Annotated in this window: 9 protein-coding genes; 4 read left to right on the top strand and 5 right to left on the bottom strand. The window is 73.2% G+C overall.

The features are described 5' to 3' along the window. The first annotated feature begins 238 nt into the window (after nt 1-238). Entirely contained in the window at nt 239-3,832 is a 3,594-nt protein-coding gene (locus IE330_RS34235; RefSeq protein WP_190140075.1) for a S8 family peptidase, read from the top strand. Nucleotides 3,833-4,239: 407 nt separating this feature from the next. On the opposite strand, the gene IE330_RS34230 is transcribed toward IE330_RS34235, so the two are convergent. After that, on the bottom strand, nt 4,240-4,497 hold the full coding sequence (locus IE330_RS34230; RefSeq protein WP_229926122.1) for a hypothetical protein: 258 nt from the start codon (nt 4,495-4,497) through the stop codon (nt 4,240-4,242). A gap of 1,391 nt (nt 4,498-5,888) precedes the next feature. On the opposite strand from IE330_RS34230, the gene IE330_RS40105 reads away from it, so the two are divergent. The 3 genes from IE330_RS40105 to IE330_RS34215 all read left to right on the top strand — a co-directional run bounded on the left by IE330_RS40105 (nt 5,889) and on the right by IE330_RS34215 (nt 8,707). Beyond that, complete coding sequence (locus IE330_RS40105; protein ID WP_190140074.1) at nt 5,889-6,497, top strand: ribonuclease III family protein; 609 nt, start codon at nt 5,889-5,891, stop codon at nt 6,495-6,497. A gap of 276 nt (nt 6,498-6,773) precedes the next feature. Continuing rightward, the gene (locus IE330_RS34220; RefSeq protein ID WP_190140073.1) at nt 6,774-7,922 is read left to right on the top strand and encodes a hypothetical protein; all 1,149 of its coding nucleotides are present in this window, start codon (nt 6,774-6,776) and stop codon (nt 7,920-7,922) included. Continuing rightward, nucleotides 7,922-8,707: a hypothetical protein gene (locus tag IE330_RS34215; RefSeq protein WP_190140072.1), complete on the top strand. Its 786-nt coding sequence runs from the start codon at nt 7,922-7,924 to the stop codon at nt 8,705-8,707. Before IE330_RS34220 ends, IE330_RS34215 begins: the two co-directional genes overlap by 1 nt. A gap of 63 nt (nt 8,708-8,770) precedes the next feature. On the opposite strand, the gene IE330_RS34210 is transcribed toward IE330_RS34215, so the two are convergent. The 4 genes from IE330_RS34210 to IE330_RS34195 form a co-directional block, all read right to left on the bottom strand. Then, complete coding sequence (locus IE330_RS34210) at nt 8,771-10,330, bottom strand: hypothetical protein (protein ID WP_190140071.1); 1,560 nt, start codon at nt 10,328-10,330, stop codon at nt 8,771-8,773. A gap of 30 nt (nt 10,331-10,360) precedes the next feature. After that, the gene (locus IE330_RS34205; protein WP_190140070.1) at nt 10,361-11,098 is read right to left on the bottom strand and encodes a Crp/Fnr family transcriptional regulator; all 738 of its coding nucleotides are present in this window, start codon (nt 11,096-11,098) and stop codon (nt 10,361-10,363) included. Between the two features lie 68 nt (nt 11,099-11,166). Then, nucleotides 11,167-13,017, bottom strand: a complete 1,851-nt coding sequence (locus IE330_RS34200) for a caspase family protein (RefSeq protein WP_190140069.1) — start codon at nt 13,015-13,017, stop codon at nt 11,167-11,169. 91 nt (nt 13,018-13,108) lie between these two features. Beyond that, nucleotides 13,109-14,328 (bottom strand): CHAT domain-containing protein (locus tag IE330_RS34195; protein ID WP_190140068.1); only part of this gene is annotated, 1,220 nt, incomplete at its 5' end.

Here is a 14,328-nt window from a genome sequence, read left to right as displayed (position 1 = left end):
CCCCTCAACCACCCCAACTACCCCACCCACACCCACCACCACACCACCCCCTAACACCACACCACAACAAAAGCGCCCCCTCCGGCCAAGCCCTGAGCGCCAAGCCGCAGACCGAGGTCCGCGTTCCGCGTTCCGCGCAGAGCACCTCGAACGACACCCCCCGGAGAACCGCACGCCACCAAGATCGCGTGTAATGGGCGAAACATCAGTACGTCACATGAGAAGACAGGCATATCGGGTGGCAGTCATATCGAGGGTGGGGGCGGCGGCAGTGGCCGCCGCGGTGTCCGGCGCACTGGTCGCGGGGGTGGCCACGGCCGACTCCGGCAGCGGGCCCGGCCCGGCCACGGGCAAGAAGCCGAGCACGAGTACGGGTGCCGGAAGCAAGGCGAAAGCCGGGAAGGGCAGGACGGCGACTGTCACCCTGATCACCGGTGACCGGGTGGTCGTCACCGCGGGGAACGCGAAGACGGACAACAAGGCGGCGGACGCCAAGACAGCAGACAACAGGACAGCGGGCACCAGGACAGCGGACAACAGGACAGCGGGCACCAAGAAGGCGGACGCCGAGAACGCGGACGTCAGCAAGGCGAACGGCAAGAAGTCGCGCGACGAGGCAGTGCGCGGCAAGGGGGCGTCTGGTGAGAGGACGCGCGGCGCGGGGTCGGCGGACACCGAGGTCGTGCGGATCGTCCGCGGCGCAGGGCGTGAGCAGGTGACGATCTCGGTCCGGCGCGAGGCCGGGCACGTGTTCGTCGTGCCGCAGGACGCGCAGGAGCTGATCGACGCCGGCAGGCTCGACCGGCGCCTCTTCGACGTGACGCGGCTCGTCGAGGACAAGTACGACGACGCGCACCGTACGTCGCTGCCGCTGATCGTCGGCTACCGCCCCGGCCGGGCGAACGCGCGTACGGCGGGCGGCCCGTTCACGGGTCTCGCCCGCGACCGCCGCGCGCTGCCCACCGTGGACGGCGAGGCGTTCCGCACCCCCAAGTCACGGGCGTCCCGACTGTGGTCGGCGCTCACCGGCGGCACGGGCGTGGGCGGCGACCGGAGGGCGCGGGACGGCCGGGTGAACGCCCGTACCACCGCCGTCCCTGCCGTCTCGCACGTGTGGCTGGACGCCAAGGTGCGCCCCACCCTCGACAAGAGCGTGCCGCAGATCGGCGCCCCCACCATGTGGCGGGCGGGCTACACCGGCAAGGGCGTCAAGGTCGCCGTCCTGGACACCGGGGTCGACCAGACGCACCCCGACCTCAAGGGCGTCGAGGTGCTGGAGAAGAACTTCACCGACGCCCCCGACGCCAAGGACCGCCTGGGCCACGGTACGCACGTGGCCTCGACGCTCGCGGGTACCGGCGCGAAGTCCGGGGGCCGCTACAAGGGCGTGGCGCCCGGTGTGCGGATCCTGGACGGGAAGGTCATAGCCGAGGGGGAGGACGGCGGCAGCGACTCCAGCATCCTCGCCGGCATGGAGTGGGCCGTCGCCAACGGCGCGAAGATCGTCAACATGAGCCTCGGCAGCCTGGACACCCCGGGCACGGAGCCGCTGGAGGAGGCCGTCACCCGGCTCTCCGGCAAGGCGCTCTTCGTCGTCGCGGCGGGCAACGACGGCCCGGGGCCGGGCACCTTGAACGCCCCCGGCAGCACCCCCGAGGCCCTCACCGTCGGCTCGGTCGACAAGAACGACGACATCGCGGAGAACTCCAGCCGCGGCCCGAACGCGGACGGGGTGATCAAGCCGGACCTCACCGCGCCCGGTGTCGACATCACCGCCGCGGCCTCCTCGCAGGTCCCCGACCAGACCGCGACGGACGGCTACGTCTCCCTGTCGGGCACGTCGATGGCGACCCCGCACGTGTCCGGCTCCGCCGCCATGCTCCTCCAGCAGCACCCCACCTGGAGCGGCGCGCGGCTCAAGGCCGTGCTGACCTCGTCGGCCGAGCCCAACCCGAAGCTCACCGCGTACCAGCAGGGGGCGGGCCGCGTCGACCTGACGCGCGCCGTCTCCGCGTCCGTCGTCTCCTCGCCCGGCTCGCTGTCCTTCGGGACGCAGGCCTGGCCGCACACCGACGACAAGCCGGTCAACAGGACGCTCACGTACCGCAACTACGGCACCGAGTCGGTCACGCTCGCCCTGTCCACCACCGCCGCGGACCCCGCGGGGCGGCCGGGCCCGGCGGGCATGTTCACCGTCAAGGACCGCAAGCTCACCGTCCCCGCGGGCGGCTCCGCCAAGACCACGGTCACGGTCGACACCAAGCTCGGCAGCGCCGACGGTGCCTACGGCGGCACCGTGCTGGCCAAGGGTGACGGCCAGGTGGTGCACACCGGGCTCACCGTGGACCGCGAGGTCGAGTCGTACGACGTCACGGTGAAGCACCTCGACAGCGACGGCACGTACTCGACGCATTACGCCACCACGCTCACCGACCGTGCCACGCAGGAGAAGTTCACGGTCCCCTTCCGTACCGGCCCGGCCACCGTGCGGCTCCCCAAGGGCACGTACGCGCTGGAGAGTTCCGTCTACGGGCCGACCACGAGCTTCGCGGCCTTCGTCCAGCCCAAGCTGAAGCTGGGTGCCGACCAGACGGTCACGCTGGACACCCGCAAGGCCGAGCCGGTCGCCGTCACCGCCCCGGACCCGGGCGCGCGCCTCACCACGGCGAACATCGCCTACGAGGACCAGGCCGCCGGAATCGCGGCCAACTGGAACCTCAGCGGCAGCACCGTGATCTGCACCGCCACGATCGGCACCGCCTCCCCCACGTTCCACGCCCAGTACGTCGGCCTCTTCAAGGCCCCGGGCGCGGCGGGGAAGAAGACCGACTACCGGCTGGCCTTCGGCCGCAGCGGCACCTGGTTCCCCGGCCTCAAGCGCGCCGTCTCCAAGGCGGAGGTCGCCGAGGTGAGGTTCGGCCTCGGCGCCTCCGTGACCGGCCGCAAGGGCACGCTCTCCGCCATGCCGACCGACGTGGACGGCAACGGGCCGGCCCTCGCGCCGACGAGCGAGCTGAAGCTCCCGGCCTCTGGTACCAGCTATCTCAACACCAAGGACCTGCGCTGGAGTTGGGCCATGGCGCAGCTCGACGACACGGGTGAGCCGGCCCTCACCTACGGCACGGACCCGGTCGCGTACAAGGCGGGCAAGCGCTCCACCCTGCGCTTCAACACCGGTGTGGTGGGCCCCGACCTGAAGGCCGAGGAGGGCCAGGGCGCGCGGCGCGCGGGCAACGCCGTGGACGCGTACGTCAGGCTGTTCAACGACGGCGCCGGGCACGCGGGCGAGTCCCCCGTGACCGGGGGCTTCACGCGGCTGGAGTCCGGCGGCCGCACCGTCGCCGAGGGCGGGCCGGGCGCGCTCATCGCCGACCTTTCGCCCGCCGCGGCCCCCTACCGGCTGACCATGGAGGCCACCCGCGCCGCCAAGCACACCTCCACCAGTACGAAGGTGGCCGCGGCCTGGACGTTCACCTCGGCGAAGACACCCGAAGAGGAGCCCACCGCGCTGCCCCTGTCGACGGTCCGCCTCGCGCCGGAGCTGGCGCTGAACGGGACGGCCCCGGCGGGTGGCACGCTGACCGTGCCGCTGAAGGTCGCGGGCGCCGCCGCGGGCAGCGGCAAGATCGCCACGCTGACCGTCAAGGTCTCGTACGACGCGGGCCGGACGTGGAAGGCCGTGGCCGTCACGACGGACACCAAGGGCGCCCGCACGGCGAGCGTGCGGCACCCGGCGACAGCCAAGGCCGTCTCCTACCGCGTGTACCTCAAGGACACCTCCGGCAACACCATGACCGAGACCATCACCAACGCCTACCGACTCGCCCCGTAACCGGCACGTACGGCAGAGGACGGATCCCCGGCGGGCTGCCCGCCGGGGATCCGTCGTCGTACGGCCGTACCCGATGGCTCTACGCGGGGCCCGCCGGTGACCGGCGCCTCGGTGCGGCTGCGGAGGCAACGCTCCCGCTGGAGGCGGCGGTAGTCGCTGGGAGGCATGCCCACTGCCGCGCGGAACGTGCGGCTGAACTCGGCCGGGTGAGGGAACCCCCACCGGCACCGGTGGCCGGACCGTGACGTGGCTGAGACCGGGATCGGCCAGGTCGCGCCGGCATCGGTCCGAGCGCCGGAGCGTGCGCCCCACGTCGTGTGCTCCTCGGCGAGCGACGTCATGAGCTGGGCCAGCACACGGCCGATGCCTTCTTTCCCCGGCACCCGCACCGCCGGGAGCTGCCGCACCTACGACTCCCTGAGCGGCAGCAGGCGCTTGGGGAACTGGAGCAGCAGGGACTCGGGCCGGACCGGCCTCGACGGCGGCGGCGAAGGGGCGCGAGCTGTCGTAGGGAGCACCATCTCGCCCGGGCCGAGCCGGGTTCGGGTCCTGGACTGGTCGATGCCTTGGTGCCCGGTACGCATCAAGGCGAACTGGTAGTGCTCGGGATCGGACCGGCGGATGAGCGCGGGCGTGCGTCGCGAGTGCAGCGGCCCGTAGGACATGGTGATGAGCTGCGCGCGCCGAGCTGTACGACCTGTGGGCGGGCGCTGAAGGCTTCCGTGCACGCGTCCCACGTGCGCATGTCGAGTGAAGGAGGCTCCACACCATGTCGAAACCCAAGCGGTGGCAGAACCGCTACGTCCACCTCCACGTCGACGGGGCGGTGGGACCCAAAACCTTCTTCACCGCGGGCTGGGGCATGAACCTCCAGGAGGACAGGGGCTCAGCCGAGTACATGGGCCCGACCGCCGCGGGCGGGTACACCGGCCGCGGCATCGGATTCGTCCGCGGCGCCGCTGGCGAGTGGGCCATGTACCTCGACGGGGACCTGAGAAGATCTGGTACAAGTCGGCTACTTCTCACCAGTGCTGAGGGGGGGAGCCCGCGGGGTGACCTGCGGGTCGGCGCGATGCCCCCTGCCCGGAACGTTCCGGGCGGGGGGTCATGCGCACGTTGGGCTTCGAAGTGGCTGCTGTGCCGTGAGTCTGCTGGATGCTGATGATGCACATGAGCCAGACGCTGGTGGCGGGGATGCGTGCGTGATAGCGACGGTGCGTCCGTCTCAGATCAGCCGACTGGCCGGACGGTGGGCGCAGGAGGAAGCGTCACCGTGGGTGGCTGCGGACCCCACCACAGGAATCCAAGGCCCCAAAGTTCAAGCCACGGCTCTTCCAGGCGCCGTTCCCGTGCGGAACCATGGTTGCGAGTCCTGAGCATCCGGCAGTGGGGGAAGGAGACGGGGTGGGTCTCTGGCAGCAGGTACTGCTAGGAGCCGGTGGTGGACTGCTGGTAGAACTACTTGACTTCTACAACCGTGTCGCAGCCTGGAGGCAGACGAGGCGGGCACAGACAGCGGAGGCTGCGCCTCGGTTTCGCGCATACTTCGACGCCGGGCCGGACGTCGCCGTCGCGCTGACTCGTGCGGTGCTTGGCGCGGCAGCCGCCGCGGCCTTCGGCGCGGGGAATCAAGCGGAAGGCGTCGCCGGTCTGCTCGCTGTTGGGGCCTGTGCCCCGGTGCTCCTCTCCCAACTCGGGCAGACACTCGGTGGACCGGGTGCCACCGCACCCGGCACGCCTGCGCCAGGAGACGTCGGCGGTGACGAGGCAGCCGCCGCTCCCCGTGTACGCCCCGCCGAGGCGGAAGGGAGTGCGGCTCGTGGTCGATGACCGTTTCGTGTCCCGGTACTGGACAGCGCTGACCCGGCTCGGGCCACCGCGACCGTGGACTCCTGCCGTAAGCCCACACCCGCAGGAACCGGTCGCATTCGGGCGGCGATACGCCCTGCGCCTCTTCGGCCGCAGCCCGTCCATGTCCCCCGGGCTTCACAGTGGGCACAAGGCAGCAGCCCATCCTCAGGCACAGCAAGACTCCCGAACGGCAGGGCGGGACAGCATGTCGCGAGGCGAAGCCGGGACACCCTCCGATCACCGGGCGACAGAGCTGCGCAACGCGCCACAAGACAGCCGGACCCTTGAAGATCTGTCAGCGGTGCTCGGTGTCTCCATCGCTCCCGAGACCCTGGCACGTGCCCTGACCCATCGCTCCTATGCAGAGGCTCACGAAGTCCCGGACAACGAACCCCTGATGGCGCTGGGGGACGCGGTGCTCGGCCTGGTGGCTACGGAAACCCTCTACCGGAACCACCCCGACCTGACTAAAGGAGAGCTGCCCCGTCTCCGAGCGAGAATGGTCAACAGCATCACCTTGGCTCGGATCGCACGCGGTGTCGGACTGGGGCGCCATGTTCGCATCAGCGCCGGTGAGGAGGCAGAGGACGGACGGGACAAGCCGTCGGTCCTCGCCGACGTCCTGGGAGCGGTTGTCGGCGCCGTATGCGCCGATCAGGGATTGGACGCCGCTGTCGCACTCGTGCACCGCCTCTTCGATCCGCTCGTCGAACTGACCGGGGCCGATCCGGACGATGAGCCCGCACGTACGAGGGATCAGCGCCCCACGCGACCGAAAAGGTCCGTGCAGCGCCACCGTCGCTCGGGAGCGTGATCGTCCTCGCGCGACAACATGGCGGTGACCGCGCAGGTATCGTCCGCGCCTCTGGATCTCACGGCGTCACCCCTGCGTCACCAGCCCGGCAACCAATAGAGCCTCTTCCGCGCACTTTCGCCGGGCCCCGAGACAGATGTCCCGGATCCCGCACCACTACGGAATCCGTTCGCGTCGGCGGGTCTTCACTGAGGGGTACGGGGGAAGGGGAGGCTGCCCGGCGGGTGCCTCCCCCTTTCCTCCGGCAGAGACGTGTCAGCGAGGAGAGCCGGCCCGATGTCATCCATTCCCGTCACCGTGCTGGGGCCGCAGGGTTCCGGCAAAACGGTCTACCTGGCCAGCCTGTTCCGTCGCCTCGCGATCCAGCGGGACGACGTGGGCTTCTTCGTCCAGCTCCCGCCGGACGAGGCCACGAAGCTGAACCAGATCTACTCCCAGATCGTCAGCCCGGACGGCTGGCCCGACCCCAACCTCCTCGCCCACACCTCGGAATGGCGGTTCACCTGCTCGATCCGCACCGAACAGGGAGAGGTGTACAGCCCCTTCACGCTCGACTACCTCGACTTCGCCGGTGACCACCTCACCAACGCGGCGGCGACGAAGACGGAGTACGGGGCCGCAGTCTGGCAGTGGGTGCGGGAGTCCGAGTTCCTGCTGGTGCTGCTCGACGGCCTGAAGGTGCTGCGGTACCTGGACGGGGACAGCCGGCTGGTCGACGAGTTGCTGCCCGTCCTCGGCGCCGTCGGCGCGAGCAAGGCGGTGGCCCACTTCCTCGTCACCAAGTGGGATCTCCTTGAGGCCTCCGGGCACACCGTACGCGGGGTCCTGGCCCGGCTCCTGGAGAACCCGGACTTCCGTGACTTCTACACCAACAGGGTGCGCCGCACGGACGACGGCGCGCTCCGCTTCATCCCCGTCAGCTCCCTGGGGCCGGGGTTCGCCACGCTCGGCCCCGACGGGCAGACGATGGTGAAGCAGGGGCGGTTCCCCCGGCCCGTGAACGTCGAGGTGCCGCTGATGGCCGTACTCGTGGACCTCTTCACCCGCGAGCTGCACCGCGTGCGCGGGCAGGAGGCGACCTGGCAGGCGGGGCCGCTGCGGACGGGGCTGCGGCCCCGCCTGCTGCGGGAGGCCGCGAAGTGGCTGCCCGCGCTGCGCGGGGCCCTCGCGACGCACGCCGCGGGCTCGCGCGCCCTCGCCGCCGTCCAGGACACGATGGTCGACGCCTTCGTGTCGTTCGTGGAGGAGCGCAAGCGGCGGCTCGAGCAGGAGGAAGCCGAGGACAGCGAGCAACTGCGCGCGCACCTGCTCCGGGCGCGGTCGAGGCAGGAGGCGATGAACTCCATGGTGAAGCTGTTCGACTCGGTTCTGGCCGAGTTCGAGGCGGTCCACCCCGGAACGCTCGGGGAAGGGGAGGTGTCGTGATGCCGCGTCCCGACTCCCCGGCCCCCTCGGCCGGCCCGCTCCCGGCCGGCGGCTCCGGGTGGCCCTTCGCGATCACCCGGTCGGTCGACACGGGGTTCCACGTCGTGGTGGCCCCCGACTTCCTGGTCGCCTGCGGCCTGCACCACCTGCTGTCCGACGTGGCGGCGGGGCAGGCGGCCGAGGACACCGCCTACCTCCGGGAGTACCGGGACCGGGGCCACCTCCGACTGTGGGTCCTCTACAAGGTCTCCCACCTGCGCGGCGCCGACGTCGGGCTGGACGGCGAGTACGCCCTGCACGGGAGCCGCCGTACCCCGCTCGTCGAGGGCATGGTGTGCCTGGAACGCCCGCGGCCGCCCACGGACGGGCTCTTCGGCTGGGTCCACGAGGTCTGTGCCGCGCCGGTGCAGGCGTTCTTCACCGCCGACTCCGACGACCACCCCGTGTGTCCCAGCGCGTACGCCGAGCCCCCTGCCACCGGGACGGCGCTGCGCGTCGCCGAGGCGGACCCCTACCGTTCGGAGAGGAACCTCCAGGCGGCCCTCCCGGGCCGCCGCCCACCGTCCCCCCGGCCCTCTCCCCCGGTCACGCGCGCCGTACCTGCCGGTCACCGCCAGGACGCTGCGGATCCTGGGGCGGGCCCTGGTCGTCACGGGCGAGTGGACACTGGCCGCTGCCGAGACCCTCGATGCGCGGCACGCCTCCGGCGGGCGCGGCGCCTGGCCGTCGCGTCCATGGCCCTCGGACTCGCCGCGGTCCTGATCGTGCTCCTGCTGTGCGAGTGACGAGCCGGTGCCGCGCGTTCGGCGTCCGCGCATACGGCGTACGGGGCGAGGCGGCGGCCCGGGTCAGGTTCCGGGGCCCAGTCGGATCCAGGCCGTCGCGGTGAAGTCCTTGGCCGGGTTGCGCACGTCCACGCGGTGGAAGCCCTCGGGTGAGAGACCGGCGTACCCGTGGGGCACCAGGTCCTGGTAGAGGCTGTCGGAGAAGGCGACCGCGAGGACGGCCTCCGCGTCCGACTCCAGGGCCTGCCGCAGCGGGCCGCAGTCGAGCACGCGGAACAGCGCGACCACGGCGGAACCCGCCCACCCGCTGTCCGCCTCGTGGACGATGCCCTGGTGCAGGCTCGCTCGCATGCGCAGCGGCCGGGGCGGGTCCTCCGGGGCGGGCTGTGGCCCCCGCGGGGCGCGGGCGGGACGTGCGCCGTTGGCCGAGGCCAGGCCGTCGGCCAGCCCTGCGAGCAGGGCGGGCACCACCCGGGTCTCGTCGACGCCGGGGGCAAGGACCAGCAAGTAACCGTCGCCCTGCGCCTGTCGGCCGCAGGTGTGCCACCCCACCCGAGCGCGGGCACAGGCCGCGCGTAGGGTGCGCAGCAGGACGCGTTGCAGCCGGACCATGTCCGCGTTGTCACGGGCGCTGTACTTCTCGACGTCCACGGCGAGGCACAGCCTGCGCAGGCCCGGCGGCAGGTCCTCGTCCGGCCTGTGGGTCCGCAGCGGTTCGTGCGCGTTCGCGTCGTCCGCGCCGCCGTCGTCGTCACCTTCGTACGGCTCGTACGGCTCGTGTGGCTCGTGTGGCTCGTGTGGCGCGTGCGACTCGTAAGGCTCGTACGACGGCAGAGCCCAGGAGCCCGGCAGAGCGGTGTGGCCGGTCAGGGGGCCGGTGGTCGTCCAGGCCTCCTCCAGCGGCAGCCGGAACGGCACGGCCTGCGGCAGCCGGGCCGGGGTGCGGGGCCATACGCCGAACAGCCTGGGGCGTTCGACGAGCGCGCTCAGTCCGATCCGCCCGGCCACTTCCGTGGCGCCGGGCGGCAGCCGTACGAGGGTCTGCGTCCAGCGTCCGTCCGGGCGGAGCCCGTCGCCGTCGGGCGCCCGGAAGACCCAGCGCAGCCGGCTGCCGCCGAGCCCGAACGCCGTCACGTCCGCGTCGTACGGGACGTGTGGCGCGGGCCGTGCGATGGTGACCGAGGCCGGGTGCAGGGTCAGCGCGCGCAGGCCGTCGTCGAGGTCGACGGTCAGTTCCGCCTCGCGGTAGCGGCGCCCGTCGGGCAGCTCCTCCAGGTCGAACGGGAAGCACAGGAGCAGCTCACGGTGACGGCGGCCGGTGCCGCCGGGCCCCGCGGGGAGGGCGTACAGGAGCGGGTGCCCCACCTGGGCGCCGCAGGCCCGCGCGGCGGCGGGCGCGGGCTCGTCGCCCTTGGGTGCGGGGGCGTTCTCCTCGAGGAGGTCGACGGTGGCGAGGACGTCGTCCGGAACATCCGTGACGTCGTCCCGGACGTGCATCACGTCGTCCGGGATGTCCATCGCGTCGTCCGTCACGTCGTTCCTCGCGTCGTCCGTCGCGTCGTTCCTCACGGCGTCCGGAACATCCCTCGCGTCCTCCGGGACGTCCTCGGTCCGGTGGTCCATCCGTACCTCCTGCGACGCGTGCGGGACGTTTCAGGTGGGCATGGGGGGCAGTTCGGTGGCCTCGTGCAGGCCGGGCAGCGAGCGCACGGTCACCCGGCGGTAGCCGACGTCGATGACCCGCTCGGCGGCGAGCGCGCCGAGCACCTCGTGGACGCTGCGCTCGCGCGCGCCCACGAGCCCGGCGAGCTCGGCCTGGGTGAGGCCTGGGATGCTGAGGGCGCCGTCGCCGCCGCGCTGTCCGTAGTCCTCGGCGAGGTCGGCGAGCACCCGGGCGACCCGCGTGGCCACGGGGCAACTGCTGAAGTCGCCGCGCCGCCGCACCGACCAGCGGTTCTTGCGGACGAGGCTCTGACCGACGGCGAGGGCCACCGCCGGGTGGTCGTTCAGCCAGCGCAGGAAGGTCCGCTGGGAGAGCCGCCGGGCGTGGACGCGGCCGGCGGCGGTGACCGTGGCGGAGCGCGGCTGGTTGTCGAACGCGGCGAACTCGCCGACCAGGTCGCCGCCGAGGCGGACCGCGAGCAGGGCGGTCTCACCGCCCGGCGCCACGGTGGTCACCTTCGCGACGCCGCTGAGGAGCAGCAGCACGAACGTCCCGGTGTCCCCCTCGGCGAGCAGGATCTCGTGCGGCTCGTAGGTGCGCGGGGTGCTCGCCGCCTGGAGGTCCGCGGTCGCGGTGTCCGGTGCCGACGCCGCGGCGAGGTCCGCCAGGAAGCTGCCGTGCGGCCAGGGTCCGGCAGGGAAGCGCTGCCGTGTGCCCCCGCCCGCCATGGCCGTCCCCCTGCCCTGTCGTCCAGACAGCGAAAGCGTACGCCTGGCCGGGCATGAACACCGCGTGCTCAGGCGGGCGCCTGGGGGCGCATCAGGGCGTGCAGGGAGAGCACGCGGTAGTGCAACTCCCGGTCGCGCTGCGCCTCTTGGTCGCGGCGGCGCTCCCCCACTCCGTCCCACAGTTCGTCGAGCAGGTGCCGCAGCGGGTGGTCCGCTCGGCGGCGGGCGCGTTCGCGGGCGCCCCGGGAGACGAGCGGGGTGAGGTCCACCGGCCGGTTCCCGACGAGCAGGTGGACGGTCTCGGGCCGCGGGCCCTCCCTCGGTACGTCCTCGGGCCAGAACACGCGCACGGGCTCCAGGTGCACCGCGCCCCGGGCGCGCAGCCGTACGCCGCTCGGCTGGTCGTTGGTGACCAGCTCGGTGCGGCCGCTGAGCCCCACGGCGACGATCCAGGCGTAGAGCACCTGGTCGCCGTGGTGGGTGACGGTGAGGCGGTAGCGGTCGCCGGGGTGCAGGGTCGCGCCCCGGGGGGCGAGCGGTTCCCAGCCGCCGCCGGTGCCGGGCAGGCGTTCGGCCCGCACGTCGACGGGTGTCTCCAGGCGTTGGCCGTCGGCCGGGTCGCCGAGTGCGCGCAGCCGTTCGCCGCGGGCCAGCGTCTCCAGGAGTTCGGTGAGGTTCGGTACGGCTTCGGGGGTGGCCGGCAGCGGGGTGCGTGCGGGGAGCCGGTCCCAGAGGCGGACCTCGACTCCGCCCCGGGCGTCCGGCAGTACGGTCGCGAAGGCGTCGTCGGCGCTGTCCGCGAGGGCGAGGCGCGGGCACGACCCGACGCGTTCGCGCAGTGCGGCCGCGTAGGCGCGGGGCAGTGCGGCGTCGAGGTGCACGCGGCGCCGGTCGTGCAGGCGCACGGGGACGGCGTACGCCCCGGGCGGGAGCTGCGCCGTGCGCAGTCCGGCCGGCTCCGGCTCCAGGTCCACCAGCGCGTCCGCGCCGTCGAGCCCCCGGACTTCGCCGCGTACGGTCAGGGTGCGGTCCTCCGCGGCCTCCTCGTACGGGGTGTCGTCGGGGAACACCACGCTCAGGACGTCGCCCGCGCCGAGGCCGAGGACCTCACCGCCGGGGACACGGAAGCGTCCGCGCACCCGCTCCAGGGGCAGGAGTTCCGGCTGGCGGGGCACGTCCAGGGAGAACGGCAGCCGCCCCGCCGCCCCGCCCGCGTCCGGCCACTGGTCCGACGTCTGTTTCACCCGGTCCCGCACGCGCCGCAGCAGCACCGTCCACGGCAGGCCGCCGGTCCGGGGGTCGCGCAGCAGCGCGGCCAGGGCGTCCGTGAACAGGCCCTGCGTGCGGCCTTCGGCCACCGGCGCCTCGTACGCCGACCCGCCCCGCTGACTGGCCGTCAGCCGTACGAGGTGGGGTACGAGTTCCCGGCCGGTGCCGCCGGTGCGGGAAGCGCGCTCGTGTGCCGCCGCCATGGGCAGGGCGGGCAGGGAGCGGGACTTGAGGCGCAGTCGGCCGGGGCCGCGGACCAGGGCGCCCGCGTGACAGCAGTCGAGGACGCAGGTGGTGTTGCGGACGTCCTCGGTCAGGCGCCGGAACAGCTCGGTGAGCTCGGCGCCGAGCAGGCCGCGGAAGTCGTCGGCCGTGCTGTCCTCCACGTCGACGGGCAGCAGGTACTGCAGGCCGTCGGTGAGGGCGCCGTGTCCGGAGTAGTACACGACGACGGCGTCGCCGTGCCGGGCGTCCCGGCACAGTCGCTCGAGGGCCTCGGACATGCCGTGGTAGGTGGCGTCCTTCCCGGTACAGGTGGTGATCCGGTCGAAGCCGCCTGCGGTGAGGACGTCTCGCATGAGGTCGATGTCGTTCTCCACGCCTCGCAGGCCGTAGGTCGCGGAGCCGAGCAGGAGAGCACGTCGGGTCATATCGCCTCCAGTGGTTGCGGTGTCGGTGCCGTCGCCCCGCCGGGGTGGCCCGGTGGCGGGGCCAGGACGTGTCCGCCCCGTGGGACCGGTCTCAGACGCCGACGTGGATGAACGGGGCCCAGTGGCGCGGTGCGCGGTCGACGGCGGCCGGGGCGGCGAGTGCCTCGCTGTCGCGCGTGCCGGGGGCGGAGGGCGGGGCGTCGGCCGCGGCGGCCAACTCTCGGTACTGGTCCCGGCGTTCGGCGCCGGTCATCGTGCGTACCTCTTGTTGCGCGTGGTGCAGGGCTGTCGGCACGTCCGCCGCCGTGCCGTCGGTGAGCCGCTCGTACATCCGCGTCATGACCAGGCAGCCCGTGAGGTCCCCCACCGGCCACAGGGAGACCACGGCCCCGTGCGCCCCGGTGATCATCGCGGCGCGGGTCAGCCCCAGGACGTCACCGCCGGCCGTGGCGGTGCCCCGGCCCGAGTCGCAGGCCGAGAGCACCAGCAGGCGGGGCGCCCGGGCGCAGTCGATGAGGTCGGCCATGTCCAGGGTGTCCGTGCCGGTCAGGGCGAGCCTGCTGCGGCTGGGCGAGAGGTCGTCGACCTGGCCGTGGGTGGCGAGGTGCAGCACCTCGCACTCCGGGGCGGCCGCCAGGACGCGGTCGCGGGAGGCGTCCGGGCCGGTCAGGAGCCGCGCGCCGGGCAGCAGCCGGGCGATCGAGGCCGCCTCGACGCCCGTGCCCGGCAGCGGCGCGAGGCCGGTCCCCGGGGCCAGGTCCGGGTCCCCGACGAGCAGCGTGCGGGCCCGCGCCCACGGCGTGTCCCACCGGCGGGCCCGGGTGAGCAGGGAGGCCGCCGGGAGGTAGGAGACGACGTGCCGGTCGCCGAGGGTGTCACCGTCCCAGGGCAGCACGTGGAACGGCAGCAGCGACAGGCTGGGCGGGGGCACCACCAGGACCCGCGGGTGGCTGTCGAGTTCGGCGGCGAAGGGGTCGAGGAGCCACGTCGCCAGTGCCCGGGCCGCGGCGGGGCCGTCGCTGTCCCCGTGCGCGCACCCGCCGTGGAACCGGCGTGCCGTCGCGGTCACCTCCCCCGCCCAGCGCCGTCGCCGCTCGGCCCGTAGCCCGTCGCGGGTGACCGCCCAGCCCACCAGGTCCTCGTCGAACGTGTGGTACGTGAGCAGCAGCGTGCCGGGGGGCAGGGCGGCGGCGACGGCCGCCGCGTCCGGCAGGTCGGGGCCGCGCGCCGTGGTGAGCGCCGTCGGCGCGAGCCGCCGTACGGTGGCCTCGGCGGCGTCCAGCTCCGCCTCGGCCGCCGCGATCCGCGCCA

Origin of the sequence: Streptomyces longispororuber (assembly GCF_014656095.1) — a bacterium.
Lineage (GTDB): Bacteria > Actinomycetota > Actinomycetes > Streptomycetales > Streptomycetaceae > Streptomyces > Streptomyces longispororuber.
The sequence above is the reverse complement of the archived record's forward strand: the minus strand, read 5'-3'. Positions and strand labels throughout refer to the sequence as shown.

What these genes read in the sequence shown, in the direction of transcription:
- IE330_RS34210 (WP_190140071.1), bottom strand. Translation starts at nt 10,330, where the DNA reads ATGGACCACCGGACCGAGGACGTCCCGGAGGACGCGAGGGATGTTCCG.
- IE330_RS34215 (WP_190140072.1), top strand. Translation starts at nt 7,922, where the DNA reads ATGCCGCGTCCCGACTCCCCGGCCCCCTCGGCCGGCCCGCTCCCGGCC.
- IE330_RS40105 (WP_190140074.1), top strand. Translation starts at nt 5,889, where the DNA reads ATGTCGCGAGGCGAAGCCGGGACACCCTCCGATCACCGGGCGACAGAG.
- IE330_RS34205 (WP_190140070.1), bottom strand. Translation starts at nt 11,098, where the DNA reads ATGGCGGGCGGGGGCACACGGCAGCGCTTCCCTGCCGGACCCTGGCCG.
- IE330_RS34230 (WP_229926122.1), bottom strand. Translation starts at nt 4,497, where the DNA reads ATGTCCTACGGGCCGCTGCACTCGCGACGCACGCCCGCGCTCATCCGC.
- IE330_RS34200 (WP_190140069.1), bottom strand. Translation starts at nt 13,017, where the DNA reads ATGACCCGACGTGCTCTCCTGCTCGGCTCCGCGACCTACGGCCTGCGA.
- IE330_RS34220 (WP_190140073.1), top strand. Translation starts at nt 6,774, where the DNA reads ATGTCATCCATTCCCGTCACCGTGCTGGGGCCGCAGGGTTCCGGCAAA.